Here is a 16,993-nt window from a genome sequence, read left to right as displayed (position 1 = left end):
ATCGGTCGAAGACGATCCGGCGCCTTTCGTTGAAGTGCGCCGCACTGGATTGTTTGATTTGCCTGGGGAGAGGCTCCATGAAATTACTGGTCGTCGAAGACGAAGCGCTGTTGCGTCACCACCTGCAAACCCGTCTCACCGACAGCGGCCATGTGGTGCAGGCCGTGGCCAATGCCGAAGAGGCCTTGTACCAGATCCGGGAATTCAACCATGACCTGGCGGTGATCGACCTGGGCCTGCCGGGCATCAGCGGGCTGGAGCTGATCCGTCGGCTGCGCTCGCAGGACAAGACGTTTCCGATCCTGATCCTCACCGCCCGCGGCAACTGGCAGGACAAGGTCGAAGGCCTGGCCGCCGGTGCCGATGACTACGTGGTCAAGCCGTTTCAGTTCGAAGAGCTGGAGGCCCGGCTGAATGCCCTGTTGCGCCGCTCCAGTGGTTTTACCCAATCGACCATCGTCGCCGGTCCGTTGCTGCTCGACCTCAATCGCAAGCAGGCGTCCCTCGATGAGGAGCCGCTGGCGTTGACAGCCTACGAATACCGCATCCTCGAATACCTCATGCGCCATCACCAGCAGGTGGTGGCCAAGGACCGCTTGATGGAGCAGCTTTACCCCGATGACGACGAGCGTGATCCCAATGTCATCGAAGTGCTGGTCGGGCGCCTGCGTCGTAAGCTGGAAGCGCCGGCTGGCTTCAAGCCGATCGATACCGTGCGCGGCCTGGGCTACCTGTTCAACGAGCGCTGCCAGTGATTCGTTCGCTTCGCCTGCGGTTGATGCTGGCCGCCATGACCCTGGCGGTGCTGTTCATGCTGGCCTTGTTGCCGGCCATGCAGGGCGCGTTCAGCCTGGCGTTGCAGGAATCCATCGAGCAACGCCTGGCCTCGGACGTGACCACGCTGATTTCCGCCGCCCGAGTGGAAAACAACCGCTTGAAGATGCCGGCGCAATTGCCCGATGAGCGTTTCAACCTCGCCGATGCCCGCCTGCTGGGCTACATCTATGATCGCGAGGGGCGATTGGTCTGGCGGTCGAAGGCCACCCAGGAAGAAAACATCAACTACACGCCGCGCTATGACGGCCAGGGCAACCAGTTCGCGCGCATTCGCGAAAACGACGGCCAGGAGTTTTTTGTCTATGACGTCGAGATCAAGTTGCTCGGCGGTCAGAGCGCGGCGTTCAGCATCGTCACGCTGCAACCGGTGCGCGACTACGAAGTGACCCTGCAGGGGCTGCGGGACAATCTCTACCTGGGCTTTGGCGCGGCCTTGTTGGTGTTGCTGGCGCTGTTGTGGATCGGCCTGACCTGGGGCCTTCGGGCGCTGCGGCGCTTGAGCCAGGAACTGGACGAAATCGAAAGCGGGGCCCGGGAAAGCCTCAGTACCGAACATCCCCGGGAACTGTTGCGCCTGACCGGCTCCCTCAACCGGCTGCTGTACAGCGAGCGGGAACAACGCAGCCGTTATCGCGATTCCCTCGATGACCTGGCCCACAGCCTGAAGACCCCGTTGGCGGTGTTGCAGGGCGTCAGCGAGGACATGGCCCGGCGCCCCGAGGACCGTGGACAGGCTTGGGTGCTGCAATCCCAGATCGAGCGCATGAGCCAGCAGATCGGCTACCAGTTGCAGCGCGCCAGCCTGCGCAAAAGCGGGCTGGTGCGTCATCAGGTGCGCTTGCGCCCAGTGCTGCAAAGCTTGTGTGACACCCTGGACAAGGTCTATCGCGACAAACGGGTCAATGTCAGTTTCGATCTGCCGGAGCACTGCCAGGTGCCGATCGAACAGGGCGCCTTGCTGGAGATGCTCGGCAACCTGCTGGAAAACGCCTATCGGCTGTGCCTGGGCGAGGTGCGCGTCAGCGTGCACCAGACCCTCGGCGGTACGGAGTTGAGTGTCGAGGACGACGGGCCGGGGGTGCCACCGGATCAACGTGCGCGGATTCTCCAGCGGGGCGAGCGACTGGATCGCCAGCATCCGGGGCAGGGGATCGGGCTGGCCGTGGTGAAAGACATCATCGAGAGCTACGGCGCCAAGTTGACCCTGGGGGATTCAGAGTTGGGCGGGGCGGCGTTCAGGATTCATTTTCCGGTGGTTTGACTGGAGTGTTTTCGGTGTGTGTGCGGGCCTCATCGCGAGCAAGCTCGCTCCCACAGGGGATTTGTGAGCGCCGAAAATCCGGTGTGGGAGCGAGCTTGCTCGCGATGAGGCCAGTCAGCACACCACAAAAAACCACTCAAGAAATCAGTTCTCCAACTCCCTGTAAGCCCCCGGCGTCAGCCCCGTCCACTTCTTGAACGCCCGGTGAAACGCCGATGGCTCTGAGAACCCCAACTGCTCGGCAATCTGCTGCAACGACAAGTCCGCCCGCCCCAGATGGTAGATGGCGATATCCCGCCGCAGCTGATCCTTGAGTTCCTGGAAGCTGGTGCCTTCCTCACGCAAATGCCGGCGCAAGGTCTGCGGGCTGATGTGCAGATGGCCGGCGACGGTGTCCAGGTCGGGCCAGCGGGCGGTGTCGCGGCTGAGCAGGCGGCGCAGTTGGCTGCTCAGGCTGTGGCCATCGTCCGGGCGCGACAGCAGGTCGGCGGGGGAGCGTTCGAGGAAATGCTTGAGGGTGCGTTCGTCCTGCAGCAGTGGCATATCCAGGTAACGGCTGTGGAACAACAGGCTGCTGCTGCGCGCTTCGAACACCAGCGGACAGGGAAACAGTAAGTCGTATTCGGCACCGTGGGTGGGTTTGGTGTAGCCGAAGGTCGCCTGTTCCAGGCCGATCCGCTGGCCGATCAGCCAACTGGCTAGGCGATGCCAGACTACCAGCAAGCTTTCAGTCAGGAAGTGATCCGGGTCCCACAGCGTCGAATCGTCCAGCACCAGCCGCACTCGCTCGCCTTTGGCTTCCAGGGTCAGGCTCGGCGCGTCGGGGAACAGGCTGTAGAACAGCAAGCCGCGTTGAAGGGCCTTGCCCAGGGTCCGACAGTGGATCAACGCGTGACACATCATGGCAAACGTCCCGGGTTTACTCGCAGCCCTGCCGAACCCCAGGTATTCGTCCCCCAATGCCAGCCACAGCGCCTGCAACAGGCGCGCGAACTGCTCGGGTGCAATCCGTGCGCGCGGCTCATCCAACAGCTCTGGGCTGATGCCCAGCTGTTGCAGCAAAGGCAAATAGTCGAAGCCTTGCCGACGCGCGCCGCCCAGGGCTGCGCGGGCGAAATGGCTGGCGATCGTGCGTTGGCGCATGGCTGAAGTCCGTCCGTTGAGCGGGCGATGGTAGCAGGGGAGGGAGGCTGAACAAGGCGGATATCCGCCAAATCCCGGAACAGTAAACGGCCTGTAGGCGGAAATCCGCCACCTTATACACCTCGTTTAATCCATGTGAAATCCGCTAACCCGTCTGCTATACCGGATGTAGGGGGTTTCGCAAAAATGGCACGCGCTTTGCGATGGGTTACGTAGGTCTGCCGCGTGCAGCCGAAAAAAACAAATCCCTCCAGCGCAGGAGGGTTCGCAATTGAGGTGCCGTGGACGACAGGTGGATGTCGTCAAACGGGACTCTTGAGGAAGGTTTGCCATGACGACTCGTCAGCCACTGTACAAATCCCTGTATTTCCAGGTGATCGTAGCCATTGCCATCGGCATTTTGCTCGGCCACTTCTACCCTCAGACCGGTGTTGCCCTCAAGCCATTCGGCGACGGGTTCATCAAACTGATCAAAATGGTCATCGCCCCCATCATCTTCTGTACCGTTGTCAGCGGCATCGCCGGCATGCAGAACATGAAGTCGGTGGGCAAGACCGGCGGCTACGCGCTGCTGTACTTCGAAATCGTTTCCACCATCGCCCTGCTGATCGGGCTGGTCGTGGTCAACGTCGTGCAACCGGGCGCCGGCATGCACATCGATGTGTCGACCCTGGACACCAGCAAGATCGCCGGTTTCATCTCGGCCGGTAAAGACCAGAGCATCATTGCCTTCATCCTCAACGTGATCCCGAACACCATCGTCGGCGCGTTCGCCAACGGCGACATCCTGCAAGTGCTGATGTTCTCGGTGATCTTCGGTTTTGCCCTGCATCGCCTGGGTGCCTACGGCAAGCCAGTGCTGGACTTCATCGATCGCTTCGCCCACGTGATGTTCATCATCATCAACATGATCATGAAGCTGGCTCCGCTGGGTGCGTTCGGTGCCATGGCGTTCACCATTGGCGCCTACGGTGTCGGTTCGCTGGTGCAACTGGGCCAGCTGATGATCTGCTTCTACATCACCTGCGTGGTGTTCGTGCTGGTAGTACTGGGCGCCATCTGCCGCGCCCACGGCTTCAGCGTCGTCAAGCTGATTCGCTACATCCGTGAAGAGCTGCTGATCGTGCTGGGCACTTCCTCGTCGGAATCGGCCCTGCCACGCTTGCTGATCAAGATGGAGCGCCTGGGTGCCAAGAAGTCGGTCGTAGGCCTGGTCATCCCGACTGGCTACTCGTTCAACCTCGACGGTACTTCGATCTACCTGACCATGGCTGCGGTGTTCATCGCCCAGGCCACCGACACCCCGATGGACATTACTCACCAGATCACCCTGTTGCTGGTGCTGTTGCTGTCGTCCAAAGGTGCTGCTGGCGTGACCGGTAGCGGCTTCATCGTACTGGCCGCCACCCTGTCGGCCGTGGGCACCTTGCCGGTGGCCGGCCTGGCACTGATCCTGGGTATCGACCGCTTCATGTCCGAAGCCCGCGCCCTGACCAACCTGGTGGGCAATGCCGTCGCCACGATCGTGGTTGCCAAGTGGGTCAAGGAACTGAACGTAGATCAACTGCACACCGAGCTGGCTTCCGGTGGTCGCGGTATCTCCGACGTTCGTGAAGATGACGAGCAGATCGCGTCGGCGCAGATTGCAGCGGCTGAGTCCTCTGCTCCAGGCGCTGTTAAGTAATCTTCAGGCTGCAATGAAAAGCCCGCTTCGGCGGGTTTTTTCATGGGCCGGAGTTCTCGGGGTGAGAGTGCTTTTGCGTCGAGGGGATGTATCCCACACTCTGTGGGAGCAAGGCTTGCCCGCGATGCAGGCGATGCGGTCTTTCAGAAGTCGAGGCGTCTGTTTCGCGAGCAAGCTTTGCTCCCACAGCCCTGCGTCGCCACAAAGGGATCTGCGCCAGCCATGAGCGCAATGGTCATCTCCTGTGACAGCTGCGGTAATTGCCCCATCACCAACCCCTGCCTAGTCTTCAACCATCACCCTCTCGGAGATCGCCCATGCAAGGCCCACTGGCATCGCTAAAGGTTCTGGACTTCTCGACCCTGTTGCCCGGCCCGTTCGCCTCGCTGTTGCTGGCGGACATGGGGGCCGAGGTGTTGCGCATCGAGTCACCGACCCGCCAGGACCTGCTGCGGGTGCTGCCGCCCCACGATCAGGGCACCTCGGCCAGCCACGCCTACCTCAACCGCAACAAACGCAGCCTAGCCCTGGACCTCAAGCAACCGGAAGCGTTGGCGGTGGTCACGCAATTGCTGAAGGACTACGACATCCTGCTGGAACAGTTCCGCCCCGGCGTGATGGAGCGACTGGGCCTGGGGTACGAGGCCTTGAAGGCGATCAATCCGCGGCTGATCTATGTGTCGATCACCGGCTACGGCCAGACCGGGCCCTACAAGGACCGCGCCGGTCACGACATCAATTACCTGGCCCTGGCGGGGCTGGCCAGCCACACCGGCCGCGCCGACAGCGGTCCGTTGCCGCTGGGGATCCAGGCGGCGGACATCGCCGGTGGTTCGTTGCACGGGGTGATCGGGTTGTTGGCGGCGGTCATCGCCCGCCATCAAACCGGTCAGGGGCAGCATCTTGACGTGAGCATGACTGACTGTGTGTTCAGCCTCAACGCCATGGCCGGTGCCGGTTACCTGGCCTGCGGTGTCGAGCCGGGTTGGGAAAAGCAGATGCTCAACGGCGGCAGCTTCTATGACTATTACCGCACCCGCGATGGTCGCTGGATGTCGGTGGGTAGCCTGGAGCCGGTGTTCATGCAGGCGCTGTGCGAGGCCTTGGGGCGGCCGGAACTGGCGGCCCAGGGGTTGTCGCCCAAGCCTGAACAACAACACGCCCTTAAGCAGGCGCTGCAAGGCGAGTTTGAAAAACACGATTTTGCCGAGCTGTGCAGCCTGTTTGCCGGGATCGATGCCTGCGTCGAGCCGGTCCTGAGCCTGGAGGAAGCTGTTCGGCATCCGCAGTTACAGGCTCGGGAGCTGGTGACACAGGTGCCCCGCGGCGATGGTTCGAGCCAGGCGCAGATGGCTTGCCCGTTGAGATTTTCCGAAGGGTTGCCCGAGCCTCGGTATATTGGCGCGGAGTTGGGGGCGCATACGGATCAGGTGTTGGGGGAGTTGGGGTTTAGTGCGCAGCGGATCGCTCAATTGCGGGATGCCAAGGTGATTTTGTAGTGCCCTTTAGGGCCTCATCGCGAGCAAGCTCGCTCCCACAGGGGATTTGTGAACGCCGAAGATCCAGTGTGGGAGCGAGCTTGCTCGCGATGAGGCCAGCCCAGACACCACAAAGCCTGACTACTCGACCCGGGTTTCTCCACTGAACACCAAGGTATTGCGGCAGCTCCGGCACAAATACCGCCGCCCCTGGCGCACCAGGCTGTGGCGCTGGGCCGAGAACGGGAAGTCGCTGCCGTCGCAGGGGCATTTGTAGATGTAGCGGGTCACGCTGCGGCGTTTGATTTCGTAGGTGTGGCAGCGGTTGGGCGGTAGTTCGTACACCCCGCGCATGATCAGTTGCCATTCTTCGCCATGGGGCTGGATGCGTTCGCCAAACAGTTGATGGGCGATCAGGTGCGCGACTTCATGGGCGACGGTCTGCTTGAGGAAGTCTTCGGCGTTTTCCCGGTACAACTGTGGATTGAAGCGCAGCAGATTTTCATGCAAGTGCGCAACACCAGCCTTCTGGCCACGCAACTTGAAGCTGACCACTGGGCGTTTGAAAGGACGTTTGAAAAAGGATTCGGCTTGTTGGTAACACTCTTCGACGCGGGTATTGAGTTGCTCGAGCATGCTTTACGGGTCTCCAGAAGCCCGAGTATGCCGCAAGCGTCGGTCGTTGCGAATCGTCCAGGCGCCCAGTGGTCGTTTCGAGCGGCTCAAACACAGGAAGGCCGCCTTGCGGCGGCCTGTGTCGGCAGATCCTGCTTTTTTATTGGAGGGTACTATCGGGATCGTTTCAATCCTTCAATTGGTATAGACCGGGCCGACGCCGAGCCCCCAGACAATCACCGTGAACGCCATGATGGCGACCAGCACCACCAGGCCGACGGCGAGCACCGAACTGGAAAACAGAAAACCTTCGTCCTGGGGAATGTTCATGAACGTCGGCAAGCCCACATACAGCAGGTAGACCGTGTAGCAGATCGCCGCCGTGCCGACGATCATCCCCAGCCACATGTGCGGGTAGAGCGCCGCCAGGCCGCCGATGAACAAAGGTGTCGCGGTGTAGGTGGCGAACGCGACGCAACGGGCCAGGCTCGGGTTGGCGTCATAGGTGCGGGCCATCCAGTGGATGAAGGCGCCCATCACTGCCACACCGCCCAACATGGCCAGGTACGACATGACGGTCATCCACAGCGCACTTTCCTGGGTAAGCATGACCGGTGCACGATTGCCAATGACCCATCCCACCTGCGTGGTGCCGATGAACGCCGATATCGCGGGAATGGCCGCCAGGATCAGCGTGTGGGTGAGGTACATGTGGCTGATGCTTTCCTCCTGATCGCCACGGATTTCTTTCCATTCTTGATCAGGGTGGGTAAAGAGCCCCACGACATGATGGATCATAGTCAGTCACTCCTTTGTTATTGCCATCGCCCCCCAACGGAGCGCCTACGGGCCAAATGGCCGGGTAAGTGAAGGTCTGTAAGTGTGTGCGACCTTATGTCGCAGTATAGAAAGGAGTCACCCCGAGGGGGATGGGGGGCTTAGAGCAAATCGCGCTGTTGGCCGTGGTGCTAATCGCCGATGGGTCTGTACACAACCCTTGGCAAAGAAATTCACCTTGTAGCGAGGCGATTGTGGGAGCAAGGCTTGCCCGCGATGGAAGCGATGCGGTCTTTCAGAAACCGAGGCGTCTGTTTCGCGAGCAAGCTTTGCTCCCACAAACCCTGACCACAACAGTGGTGCATCAACTCTTCGCCGAAAGCCGGTTTTTGCGTAAAATGCCGGCCCTTCGTCACACCTCACGGATTTCGCGTCATGGGCACTCTTACGGTCAACCAGAACAAACTGCAAAAGCGCCTGCGCCGCCTGGCCGGTGAGGCGGTCGCCGATTTCAACATGATCGAGGACGGCGACAAGGTCATGGTCTGCCTGTCCGGCGGCAAGGACAGCTACACCTTGCTCGATGTGCTGATGCATCTGCAGAAGGTTGCGCCGATCAAGTTCGACATCGTCGCGGTAAACATGGACCAGAAGCAGCCCGGGTTCCCCGAGCATGTGCTGCCGGCCTATCTTGAGTCGCTGGGCGTGGAATATCACATCGTCGAGAAAGACACCTATTCGGTGGTCAAGGAACTGATTCCCGAAGGCAAGACCACCTGTTCGCTGTGCTCACGGCTGCGGCGCGGAACGCTCTACACCTTCGCCGACGAGATCGGCGCAACCAAGATGGCCCTGGGGCACCATCGCGACGACATCGTCGAGACCTTTTTCCTGAACATGTTCTACAACGGCTCGCTCAAGGCCATGCCGCCCAAGCTGCGCGCCGATGATGGGCGCAACGTGGTGATCCGCCCGCTGGCCTATTGCAGTGAGAAAGACATCCAGGCCTATTCGGATTTCAAGCAATTCCCGATCATCCCCTGCAACCTGTGCGGCTCCCAGGAAAACCTGCAACGCCAGGTGGTCAAGGAGATGCTCCAGGAGTGGGAGCGCAAGACGCCGGGCCGTACCGAGAGTATTTTCCGCGGCTTGCAGAACGTCATTCCGTCGCAACTGGCGGATCGCAACCTGTTCGACTTCACTAACCTGCGCATCGACGAAAACGCCACGCCGCGGTTCGTCAATGTGGTGAATCTCTGACTCTACCGATAGTTATTACGGCGCTTTCAAGCGCCGTTTTCATTTTTAACCCCCAGGAGAGGGCATGCGCGATTACAAGTGGCTGCACGAGTACTGTCTGAACCGCTTCGGTTCGGCGGCTGAACTGGAAGCCCGTCTGCCGGTGCCCAATACCCCGGCGCAACTGCGCAAGATCAGCGACGACCGCTACCTCTCGACCATGGCGCTGCGGGTCTTTCGCGCCGGGCTCAAGCACAGCCTGGTGGACGCCAAGTGGCCGGCGTTCGAGGAAGTATTCTTCAAGTTCGACCCGGAAAAAGTCGTGCTGATGGGGGCTGAGCATCTGGAGCGATTGATGCAGGATACGCGGATCATCCGCCACCTGGGCAAGCTCAAGAGCGTGCCGCGCAACGCGCAGATGATATTGGACGTGGCCCATGAAAAGGGCAGCTTCGGCGCGCTGGTCGCCGACTGGCCGGTGACTGACATCGTCGGCCTGTGGACCTACCTGAAAAAGCACGGCCATCAACTGGGCGGCCAGTCGGCACCGCGCTTCTTGCGAATGATGGGCAAGGACACCTTCTCGCCCAGTTATGACGTAGTGGCGGCGCTCAATGCCCAGGACATCATCGACAAAGTCCCCACCAGTCAGCGAGACCTGGCGACGGTGCAGAATGCCTTCAACCAGTGGCATGAACAGAGTGGCGGGCGGCCGATGTCGCAGATTTCGATGATGCTGGCTTTCACCGTCAATCATTGAGACCGCGTCGCGCCCATCGCGAGCAGGCTCGCTCCCACACTGGATCTTTGGCGTTCCAAAACCCTGTGGGAGCGAGCTTGCTCGCGATAGCGGCGTATCAGGCGACGGAGACCTCGCCTTCGCCCGCCAGCCGCCGATTCAACTGAAACCGCCAGCGCACATACAACAACGCCGAGCAGAACACCGCCACGCTTGCCACCATTTCCAGCACGCCGAACAGTTGCCGGTTCGGGTCATAGGCTGCCAGTGCGCCCTTGATGAAATACAGGTTCACCACGAAGCACATCCACGAGTGTCCGCGGGCGCTGCCGGTGAGCATGCCGGGGGCGAGTATCAGCAGCGGCACCAGTTCGATCAGCAGAATCACCCAGGGGCGCGCGCCGTGCAGGTCGGCGATCAGCAGGTAGTAGGCGCTGAGCAACCCCACCAGGCCGAAAAAGCACAGCAGGCTGAGTGCGCGGGCGATGCGTACGCGCGGTTCCAGCCATTGGATCGAAGGCAGGATCTTCGGCTTCTTAGCCACGGCCGTTCTCCAGCAACAGGGCGGTTTTCGCCAGGCGCAAACCCAAGGCGCGACACAGGGCGACCTCATGTTCGTTCAAGCCGCTTTTGCCGTCGGCCCCGGCGTGATGGCTCGGTCCGTAGGGCGTGCCACCGCCCTGGGTGTCGATCAGGGCTGATTCGCTGTAGGGCAGGCCGGTGATCAGCATGCCGTGGTGCAGCAGCGGCAGCATCATCGACAGCAGGGTGGTTTCCTGGCCGCCGTGCAGGCTCGCGGTGGAGGTGAACACCCCGGCCGGTTTGCCCACCAGCGCGCCGGTCAGCCACAGGTTACTGGTGCCGTCGAGAAAGTACTTGAGCGGCGCGGCCATGTTGCCGAAACGGGTCGGGCTGCCCAAGGCCAGGCCAGCGCAGTTCTTCAGGTCATCGAGGCTGGCGTAGAGCGGGCCCTGTTCCGGGATGTCTGGCGAAACCGCTTCGCACTCGGCAGAAATGGCCGGCACCGTACGCAACCTGGCTTCCAGCCCGGCCTGCTCGACACCACGGGCGATCTGCCGGGCCATTTCGTTGGTGGAGCCACTGCGGCTGTAATACAACACCAGGATGTACGGCGTGGTCACGGCAGGATCTCCAGGATCTTCTCCGGCGGACGGCCGATCATGGCCTTTTCCCCGGCTTCCAGAATCGGCCGTTCCATGAGTTTCGGGTGGGCGGCGATGGCCGCGATCAACTGGGCTTGGCTCAGGCTTTCGTCGGCCAGGTTCAAGTCTTTGTATTCGTCCTCGCCGGTGCGCAGCAATTGCCGGGCGGTGATGCCGAGCTTGCCCAGCAGGCGTTCCAGGTGCGCGGCGTCGAGCGGGGTTTCCAGGTAGCGGACCACGGTGGGCGTCAGGCCACGGGCCTCCAACAGTTCCAGCGCACCGCGGGATTTCGAGCAGCGCGGGTTGTGATAAAGCGTCAGATCGGTCATGAGCGGGTCGCATCTTGCGTAAGGTGGCGGCTATTCTACTGTGCCGCGAAGCCCCTAGCACCTGAGAGAGGCGACGGGTCGCAGCAGCGTTCACATTCAGACAAGGATTGGCACATGGCAAGGCGATTGACGGCGGCACTGACATTCATCGGGATTTTGTTGCTCGCCGGTTGCGGGAACGACTACGGCGTGGACCAGAACGGCCAGGCCATTGCCTCGCAGCGGCTGGACAAACAATGGGTGGTGCTCAACTACTGGGCCGAGTGGTGTGCGCCGTGCCGTACCGAAATCCCGGAATTCAATGCCTTGGCCGAACAGCTCAAGGGGCGCAACGTCGGTGTATTCGGGGTCAACTTCGACCAGGTGCAGGGCGAAGAACTCAAGAGTGCCAGCGACAAGATGGGGATTCGCTTCACGGTGCTGGCCCGGGATCCGGCCGAGATCTTCGACCTGCCTCGCAGCGAAGGGCTACCGGTGACGTACATCATCGATAACCTGGGCAAGGTGCGCGAGCAGTTGCTGGGGGAGCAGACGGCGGCGGGGGTGATGGCCAAGCTTGAGGCGTTGCAGGCGCTGTAGGAGCTGTCGAGTGCAACGAGGCTGCGATCTTGTCCCAGACAATTGAATCTTGAGCGAAAGATCAAGATCAAAAGATCGCAGCCTTCGGCAGCTCCTACAGGGCAGTCCAGCGGTCAGCCTCAGCCCTCTTCCAGCCACCACCGCAGCGGCTTGCCCTGGGCCGGCCAGAAGCGTATCTGCTCGATGGGCGAGATGTCCCAGCGCTCGACCTTTTCCAGGGCCTGCAAGAAGCGCGTTTCTTGCTCCATCACCGCCGGGGCGCAGAGTTTGCGCGTGCTGCCGATCTTGCCGAAGCTCAAGCGGTGGCCCTCCTGGGTATAGGGCGCGAACCAGTGGTTGCAGCCGCCATTGCCATAGGCGCGACCGTCATCCCCAAGGGTGATGGTCAGGTGGCTGTAGTCCATCAATGGCCGCTCACCGATCCACTCCAGGATGTAGCTGCGGTTATGTTGCAGCTGCACAGGTTCAGCGGCACACCCCATCAGGCTCATGCCGATCGACGCGGACAGGGCCAAACGTTTCATCAGGCGGCTTCCTGGCATTTCGGGCACAGGTGTTTTTCACCCACGGTGGTCCAGCCCAGTTCGGCGATCCGTGCGGTGGCGGCCGGTTTCTGGGCCTTGACGCCGAGCTTGGCATCGACGGCGAATTCGAAGCTCAGTTCCTTGGCGCAGCTGTCGCAGTTGACCTGCCAGGTGTGGATCGCCAGTTCGCCGAACACCGGGCCGGTGGTCATGGCGGTCCATTGGCCCATGGGCTTGAGCAGGTGCCGCACGGTGTCCACGGTCAGGCGCATGGACAAGTCCTTGCTGCCCTTGAGCGTGACGAGCAATACATCGTTGGCCTGGATCGAACCGCCATTGCCGGTGACCTGGTAGCGGCCCGGCGCCAGTGCGCGGACTTCGGTCAAGGTGTGCTGCGGGTTCATCAGGGTGTAGCGGAAATCGTGTTCGGCCATGGGTCCTCCAAATAGGCGCGACATGCTAGCACGGGGCATGGCTTTGGATGCTCTCGATGGCGGGCATCTGGAGATCAGGCCGACGAAACTCCATCCCCTGTGGGAGCGAGCTTGCTCGCGATGGCTGTGTGTCAGTCAACATCGAGGCTGGCTGATACACCGCTATCGCGAGCAAGCTCGCTCCCACAGGGTTTGTGCTGGTTCAAGGGTTAGCTGTCCACCAGGTTTTGCGGCGTGCCGGCCGCCCAGGCGGCAATGTTGTCCAGGGTGGTCATGGCAATCGCAGCCAAGGCTTCATGGGTCAGGAACGCCTGGTGGGCGGTGACGATCACGTTGGGGAAGGTCAACAGCCGGGCCAGCACGTCGTCCTGCAAGGGCAGGTCGGAGCGGTCCTTGAAAAACAGCTGGGCTTCTTCCTCGTAGACATCCAGGCCCAGGTAGCCCAACTGGCCGCTTTTCAACGCCTCGATCAAGGCTGGTGTGTCCACCAGGCCGCCGCGCCCGGTGTTGATCAGCATCGCGCCGCGTTGCATCGCAGCAAGCGATTGGGTGTTGATCAGGTGTCGGCTTTGTTCATTGAGCGGGCAATGCAGGCTGATGATCTGCGCCTGCGCGAGCAGCTCCGCCAAGGGCAGGTAGCGGGCGCCCAAGGCTTCGACCTGCGGGTTGGGGTAGGGGTCGTAGGCCAGCAACTGGCAGCCGAAGCCGGCCATGATCCGTGCGAACGTCGCGCCGATCTGTCCGGTGCCGATCACCCCGACCGTCTTGCCCACCAGATCGAACCCGGTCAGCCCATGCAGGCTGAAATTGCCGTCCCGGGTGCGGTTGTAGGCGCGGTGCAGGCATCGATTGAGGGCCATGATCAATGCCACGGCATGTTCGGCCACGGCATGGGGCGAGTAGGCCGGCACCCGGACGATGCTCAAGCCCAGGCGCTGGGCGGCGAGCAGGTCGACGTGGTTGTAGCCGGCCGAGCGCAGGGCGATCAGCCGCGTGCCGCCTTCGGCCAACTGCTCCAGCACCGGGGCGCTGAGGTCATCGTTGATGAAGGCACACACCACTTCATGCCGTTCGGCCAGGGCCACGGTGTCGAGGTTCAGGCGGGCGGGCTGGAATTGCAATTGAAGGCCTGCGGGCTTCGGGGCCTGGGTGAAACTGTCGCGGTCGTAGGTCTGGCTGCTGAAAAAAATCACGCGCATGGCGGCCTCCTGGCAGAAAAAACAGGCCCGTAGGAGCTGTCGAGCGAAGCGAGGCTGCGATCTTTACGCTGACAATTGAGTTGCAAGCGAAAGATCAAAAGATCGCAGCCTCGCTTCGCTCGACAGCTCCTACGGTCCGGGGTCGGAGCGTGGATTTTCAGTGATTCCGATTCCCGGGGTATTGCCCTGGATCAGGCGCTGATACGCGCCTCGCTGGCCAGGCGGTTGATGGCCCGCTCCAATTCTTCCAGGGCGGCGGCGGCCTTGGGGTCCTGTTGCTTGAGCAGCGTTTCGCTGCGCTGGCAGGCCGCCCGCAATTGCGGTACGCCGCAGTAGCGGGTGGCGCCGTGCAGGCGGTGGACGCGTTCGATCAGTGCGTTGTGATCGTTGGCCTCGCAGGCCTGGCGGATCGCTTCGCGGTCGGCTTCCAGGGAGGCCAGCAGCATCGCCAGCATGTCCGCCGCCAGGTCGGCCTTGCCGGCGGCCAGGCGCAGGCCTTCTTCGTGATCGAGCACCAACAGTTCGCTGCCGCCCGGGGCATCGCCGCTGCGCTCCGGTGACTGGTTGCGCAGGGCCAGGCCAGTCCATTTGAGCACCACCTGGGCCAGTTGCCGCTCGCTGATGGGTTTGGTCAGGTAATCATCCATGCCACTTTGCAGCAGGGCGCGCTTTTCGTTGGCCATGGCGTGGGCGGTGAGGGCGACGATCGGCAGCGGCGTGCAGTGCCGCTCGCTTTCCCACTGGCGGATCGCCTCGGTGCTCTGGCGACCGTCCATGCCGGGCATCTGCACGTCCATCAAGACCAGGTCGAAGGTTTCCTTCTGCACGGCCTTGACCGCCGCATAGCCACTTTCCACGGCCAGTACCTTGGCGCCCATGTCTTCGAGCAGGGTCTGCACCAGCAGCAGGTTGGCCGGGTTGTCGTCCACGCACAGCACTTTCGGGGCGCGGCTGGAAACCGGTTCGTGGGGTTCGCTGCGGGTCGGGCGCGGGTTGACCAGGTCGGAAAGCGCGCGGCGCAACTTGCGGGTGCAGGCCGGCTTGGCCTGGAGCTGGCTGTGAGGGTTGGGCACCGAGAGGTGGTACAGGGTCTGTTCGGTGGTGGGGCACAGCACGAGTACTTTGCAGCCCAGGTGCTCAAGGTCCCAGATGTGTTGGTTGAGGCGCTCCGGTGGCATGTCGTTGCTGGTGATGCCCAGCACGGCCAGGTCGATCGCCTGATCGGTCTGGTGGGCGATGGTGATGCCGTTGGTCAAGCTTTCCAGGGTGTTGAACGGCGTCACTTGCAGGCCACAGTCTTCGAGCTGGTGCTGCAAGGCCTGGCGGGCCAGTTCGTGATTCTCCAGCACCGCTACACGCCGGCCCAGCAACGGCGGGCCGGGCAGGTCCTCGGCATCGTCACGGGTCTTGGGCAGGCGCAGGCTGATCCAGAACTCCGAGCCTTCGCCCGGTGTGCTGTCGACGCCGATTTCCCCGCCCATCTGTTCCACCAGGCGCTTGGAAATCACCAGGCCCAACCCGGTGCCCCCCGGTTGCCGCGACAGCGAGTTGTCAGCCTGGCTGAACGCCTGGAACAGCGCCCGCACATCCTGGTTGGACAGGCCGATACCCGTGTCCTGGATGCTGATGCGCAACTGCACGCTGTCTTCGTGCTCGTCTTCGAGCATGGCCCGGGCGACGATGGTGCCCTCGCGGGTGAACTTGATGGCGTTGCTCACCAGGTTGGTGAGGATCTGCTTGAGGCGCAGCGGATCGCCCACCAGCGACAACGGCGTGTCCCGGTAGACCAGGCTCACCAGTTCCAACTGCTTGGCATGGGCGGCGGGGGCGAGGATGGTCAGGGTGTCTTGCAGCAGGTCGCGCAGGTTGAACGGAATGTTGTCGAGCACCAGCTTGCCGGCCTCGATCTTCGAAAAGTCGAGGATCTCGTTGATGATCCCCAGCAGGCTGTCGGCGGATTTCTCGATGGTGCCCAGGTAGTCGAGCTGGCGCGGGGTCAGTTCGCTTTTCTGCAACAGGTGGGTAAAGCCGAGGATACCGTTGAGCGGCGTGCGGATTTCATGGCTCATGTTCGCCAGGAACTCGGATTTGATCCGGCTCGCTTCCAGGGCTTCCTTGCGAGCCAGGTCCAGCTCGATGTTCTGGATCTCGATGGTTTCCAGGTTCTGGCGCACGTCTTCGGTGGCCTGGTCGATGCTGTGCTGCAATTCTTCCTGGGCGTTCTGCAAGGTACTGGCCATGCGGTTGATGCCCGAGGCCAGTTCGTCCAGCTCCTGGCTGCCCAGCGGCGGCAGACGGGTTTCCAGGTGACCGTCCTTGAGTTGCGCCACGGCCTGTTTGATCTGGCTCAGTGGGCGGTTGATCGTGCGGCCCATGCGCAGGGCCAGCAACGCGGTCAGGCACAGGCCGGCGCCGATCAGCAGCAGGCTGGCGAACAGGCTGCGATAGCCGCGCAGCAACATACCGCTGTGGGACAACTCCAGCTCGACCCAGCCCAGCAGGCGGTCGGCTTCTTCGGGAATCAGTTCGCCCGCCAGGTTGCGGTGCTTGCCGAATACCGGCAGCAAGTAGCGCGTGGCGTCGTTGCCGGTGCGTTGCAGCAATTGCGTACTGTTGCCCTCCGGCGCCCGGTTGAGCATGGTCGGGCCGGCGTGGGCCAGCGGTATGCGGTCGGGGGCGAGGAAGGTTACGGCGCGCACGTCGGCCTGTTCGAGGGACTGGGTGGCGATGCGCTCCAGTAGATCGGTGTCCTGGCGGCTCATGGCCGGGGCGACCAGCGGCGCAAGTTGTTCGGCGATCATTTCACCACGTTGCAACAACTGGACGTGCAGCTCCGATTGCTGCATCCAGGTGAAATAGCCGCCCAGGACCAGCGCCATCAGGCTGGTTGGCAACAGGGTCAGCAACAGCACGCGGCCTTTGATTCCCAGTTTCTTGAGCACACTTGTCTCCTGCATCCAGCGTCTGATTGAGCGGTGCGCGCATCCGGCAC

General features: G+C 62.1%; 17 protein-coding genes. 7 read left to right on the top strand and 10 right to left on the bottom strand.

Annotation, left to right across the window (positions count from 1 at the left end):
* The first annotated feature begins 77 nt into the window (after positions 1 to 77).
* Positions 78 to 755, top strand: coding sequence for a response regulator (locus LOY50_RS21470; RefSeq protein ID WP_214509560.1), 678 nt, complete (start codon positions 78 to 80; stop codon positions 753 to 755).
* Positions 752 to 2,098: an ATP-binding protein gene (locus LOY50_RS21465; RefSeq protein ID WP_253477270.1), complete on the top strand. Its 1,347-nt coding sequence runs from the start codon at positions 752 to 754 to the stop codon at positions 2,096 to 2,098. Before LOY50_RS21470 ends, LOY50_RS21465 begins: the two co-directional genes overlap by 4 nt.
* A 144-nt stretch (positions 2,099 to 2,242) precedes the next feature.
* Here LOY50_RS21465 and LOY50_RS21460 read toward each other — a convergent pair whose 3' ends face one another.
* On the bottom strand, positions 2,243 to 3,241 hold the full coding sequence (locus LOY50_RS21460; RefSeq protein WP_258689147.1) for an AraC family transcriptional regulator: 999 nt from the start codon (positions 3,239 to 3,241) through the stop codon (positions 2,243 to 2,245).
* A 331-nt stretch (positions 3,242 to 3,572) separates the two neighbouring features.
* Between LOY50_RS21460 and LOY50_RS21455 the strand changes: the two genes are divergently transcribed.
* Positions 3,573 to 4,925, top strand: coding sequence for a dicarboxylate/amino acid:cation symporter (locus LOY50_RS21455; RefSeq protein ID WP_214509563.1), 1,353 nt, complete (start codon positions 3,573 to 3,575; stop codon positions 4,923 to 4,925).
* Positions 4,926 to 5,242: 317 nt separating this feature from the next.
* Positions 5,243 to 6,424 (top strand): CaiB/BaiF CoA-transferase family protein, encoded by a 1,182-nt coding sequence (locus LOY50_RS21450; RefSeq protein ID WP_253477267.1) that lies wholly within the window; start codon positions 5,243 to 5,245, stop codon positions 6,422 to 6,424.
* A gap of 120 nt (positions 6,425 to 6,544) precedes the next feature.
* On the opposite strand, the gene LOY50_RS21445 is transcribed toward LOY50_RS21450, so the two are convergent.
* On the bottom strand, positions 6,545 to 7,039 hold the full coding sequence (locus tag LOY50_RS21445; RefSeq protein ID WP_003204703.1) for a SprT family zinc-dependent metalloprotease: 495 nt from the start codon (positions 7,037 to 7,039) through the stop codon (positions 6,545 to 6,547).
* A gap of 174 nt (positions 7,040 to 7,213) precedes the next feature.
* Positions 7,214 to 7,816: a Yip1 family protein gene (locus LOY50_RS21440; protein WP_214509565.1), complete on the bottom strand. Its 603-nt coding sequence runs from the start codon at positions 7,814 to 7,816 to the stop codon at positions 7,214 to 7,216.
* 414 nt (positions 7,817 to 8,230) lie between these two features.
* Between LOY50_RS21440 and ttcA the strand changes: the two genes are divergently transcribed.
* Positions 8,231 to 9,055, top strand: coding sequence for a tRNA 2-thiocytidine(32) synthetase TtcA (ttcA, locus tag LOY50_RS21435; RefSeq protein WP_063324743.1), 825 nt, complete (start codon positions 8,231 to 8,233; stop codon positions 9,053 to 9,055).
* 64 nt (positions 9,056 to 9,119) lie between these two features.
* Positions 9,120 to 9,794: a DNA-3-methyladenine glycosylase I gene (locus tag LOY50_RS21430; RefSeq protein ID WP_214509566.1), complete on the top strand. Its 675-nt coding sequence runs from the start codon at positions 9,120 to 9,122 to the stop codon at positions 9,792 to 9,794.
* A 97-nt stretch (positions 9,795 to 9,891) separates the two neighbouring features.
* Here the strand turns inward: LOY50_RS21430 and LOY50_RS21425 are convergent, their stop codons facing one another.
* From LOY50_RS21425 to arsC, 3 genes are read right to left on the bottom strand one after another with little or no spacing between them, the layout of a single operon-like run.
* Positions 9,892 to 10,317: a DUF2069 domain-containing protein gene (locus LOY50_RS21425; RefSeq protein ID WP_258689146.1), complete on the bottom strand. Its 426-nt coding sequence runs from the start codon at positions 10,315 to 10,317 to the stop codon at positions 9,892 to 9,894.
* A complete protein-coding gene (wrbA, locus tag LOY50_RS21420; protein WP_003204695.1) occupies positions 10,310 to 10,915 on the bottom strand; it encodes an NAD(P)H:quinone oxidoreductase in 606 nt (201 codons plus the stop codon). Before wrbA ends, LOY50_RS21425 begins: the two co-directional genes overlap by 8 nt.
* Positions 10,912 to 11,265, bottom strand: a complete 354-nt coding sequence (gene arsC, locus LOY50_RS21415; protein WP_018610326.1) for an arsenate reductase (glutaredoxin) — start codon at positions 11,263 to 11,265, stop codon at positions 10,912 to 10,914. Before arsC ends, wrbA begins: the two co-directional genes overlap by 4 nt.
* 114 nt (positions 11,266 to 11,379) lie before the next feature.
* On the opposite strand from arsC, the gene LOY50_RS21410 reads away from it, so the two are divergent.
* The gene (locus tag LOY50_RS21410; protein WP_253477261.1) at positions 11,380 to 11,844 is read left to right on the top strand and encodes a TlpA disulfide reductase family protein; all 465 of its coding nucleotides are present in this window, start codon (positions 11,380 to 11,382) and stop codon (positions 11,842 to 11,844) included.
* Between the two features lie 119 nt (positions 11,845 to 11,963).
* Here LOY50_RS21410 and LOY50_RS21405 read toward each other — a convergent pair whose 3' ends face one another.
* From LOY50_RS21405 to LOY50_RS21390, 4 genes are all read right to left on the bottom strand, one after another.
* Complete coding sequence (locus LOY50_RS21405) at positions 11,964 to 12,368, bottom strand: META domain-containing protein (RefSeq protein WP_253477258.1); 405 nt, start codon at positions 12,366 to 12,368, stop codon at positions 11,964 to 11,966.
* A complete protein-coding gene (locus LOY50_RS21400; RefSeq protein ID WP_024619740.1) occupies positions 12,368 to 12,802 on the bottom strand; it encodes a hypothetical protein in 435 nt (144 codons plus the stop codon). Before LOY50_RS21400 ends, LOY50_RS21405 begins: the two co-directional genes overlap by 1 nt.
* Before the next feature lie 209 nt (positions 12,803 to 13,011).
* Complete coding sequence (locus tag LOY50_RS21395; protein WP_258689145.1) at positions 13,012 to 14,001, bottom strand: 2-hydroxyacid dehydrogenase; 990 nt, start codon at positions 13,999 to 14,001, stop codon at positions 13,012 to 13,014.
* A gap of 191 nt (positions 14,002 to 14,192) precedes the next feature.
* Positions 14,193 to 16,943, bottom strand: coding sequence for a response regulator (locus LOY50_RS21390; protein WP_253477252.1), 2,751 nt, complete (start codon positions 16,941 to 16,943; stop codon positions 14,193 to 14,195).
* Positions 16,944 to 16,993 lie beyond the last annotated feature (50 nt).

The organism is Pseudomonas sp. B21-010, from assembly GCF_024749325.1.
GTDB lineage: Bacteria > Pseudomonadota > Gammaproteobacteria > Pseudomonadales > Pseudomonadaceae > Aquipseudomonas > Aquipseudomonas kilonensis.
Note: the sequence above shows the minus strand (reverse complement) of the source record. Positions and strands in the feature narration are given on the sequence as shown.

Coding starts and splice junctions, on each gene's coding strand:
- LOY50_RS21470 (WP_214509560.1), top strand. CDS start 78: ATGAAATTACTGGTCGTCGAAGACGAAGCGCTGTTGCGTCACCACCTG.
- LOY50_RS21460 (WP_258689147.1), bottom strand. CDS start 3,241: ATGCGCCAACGCACGATCGCCAGCCATTTCGCCCGCGCAGCCCTGGGC.
- LOY50_RS21455 (WP_214509563.1), top strand. CDS start 3,573: ATGACGACTCGTCAGCCACTGTACAAATCCCTGTATTTCCAGGTGATC.
- LOY50_RS21450 (WP_253477267.1), top strand. CDS start 5,243: ATGCAAGGCCCACTGGCATCGCTAAAGGTTCTGGACTTCTCGACCCTG.
- LOY50_RS21445 (WP_003204703.1), bottom strand. CDS start 7,039: ATGCTCGAGCAACTCAATACCCGCGTCGAAGAGTGTTACCAACAAGCC.
- LOY50_RS21440 (WP_214509565.1), bottom strand. CDS start 7,816: ATGATCCATCATGTCGTGGGGCTCTTTACCCACCCTGATCAAGAATGG.
- ttcA (WP_063324743.1), top strand. CDS start 8,231: ATGGGCACTCTTACGGTCAACCAGAACAAACTGCAAAAGCGCCTGCGC.
- LOY50_RS21430 (WP_214509566.1), top strand. CDS start 9,120: ATGCGCGATTACAAGTGGCTGCACGAGTACTGTCTGAACCGCTTCGGT.
- arsC (WP_018610326.1), bottom strand. CDS start 11,265: ATGACCGATCTGACGCTTTATCACAACCCGCGCTGCTCGAAATCCCGC.
- LOY50_RS21410 (WP_253477261.1), top strand. CDS start 11,380: ATGGCAAGGCGATTGACGGCGGCACTGACATTCATCGGGATTTTGTTG.
- LOY50_RS21405 (WP_253477258.1), bottom strand. CDS start 12,368: ATGAAACGTTTGGCCCTGTCCGCGTCGATCGGCATGAGCCTGATGGGG.
- LOY50_RS21400 (WP_024619740.1), bottom strand. CDS start 12,802: ATGGCCGAACACGATTTCCGCTACACCCTGATGAACCCGCAGCACACC.
- LOY50_RS21395 (WP_258689145.1), bottom strand. CDS start 14,001: ATGCGCGTGATTTTTTTCAGCAGCCAGACCTACGACCGCGACAGTTTC.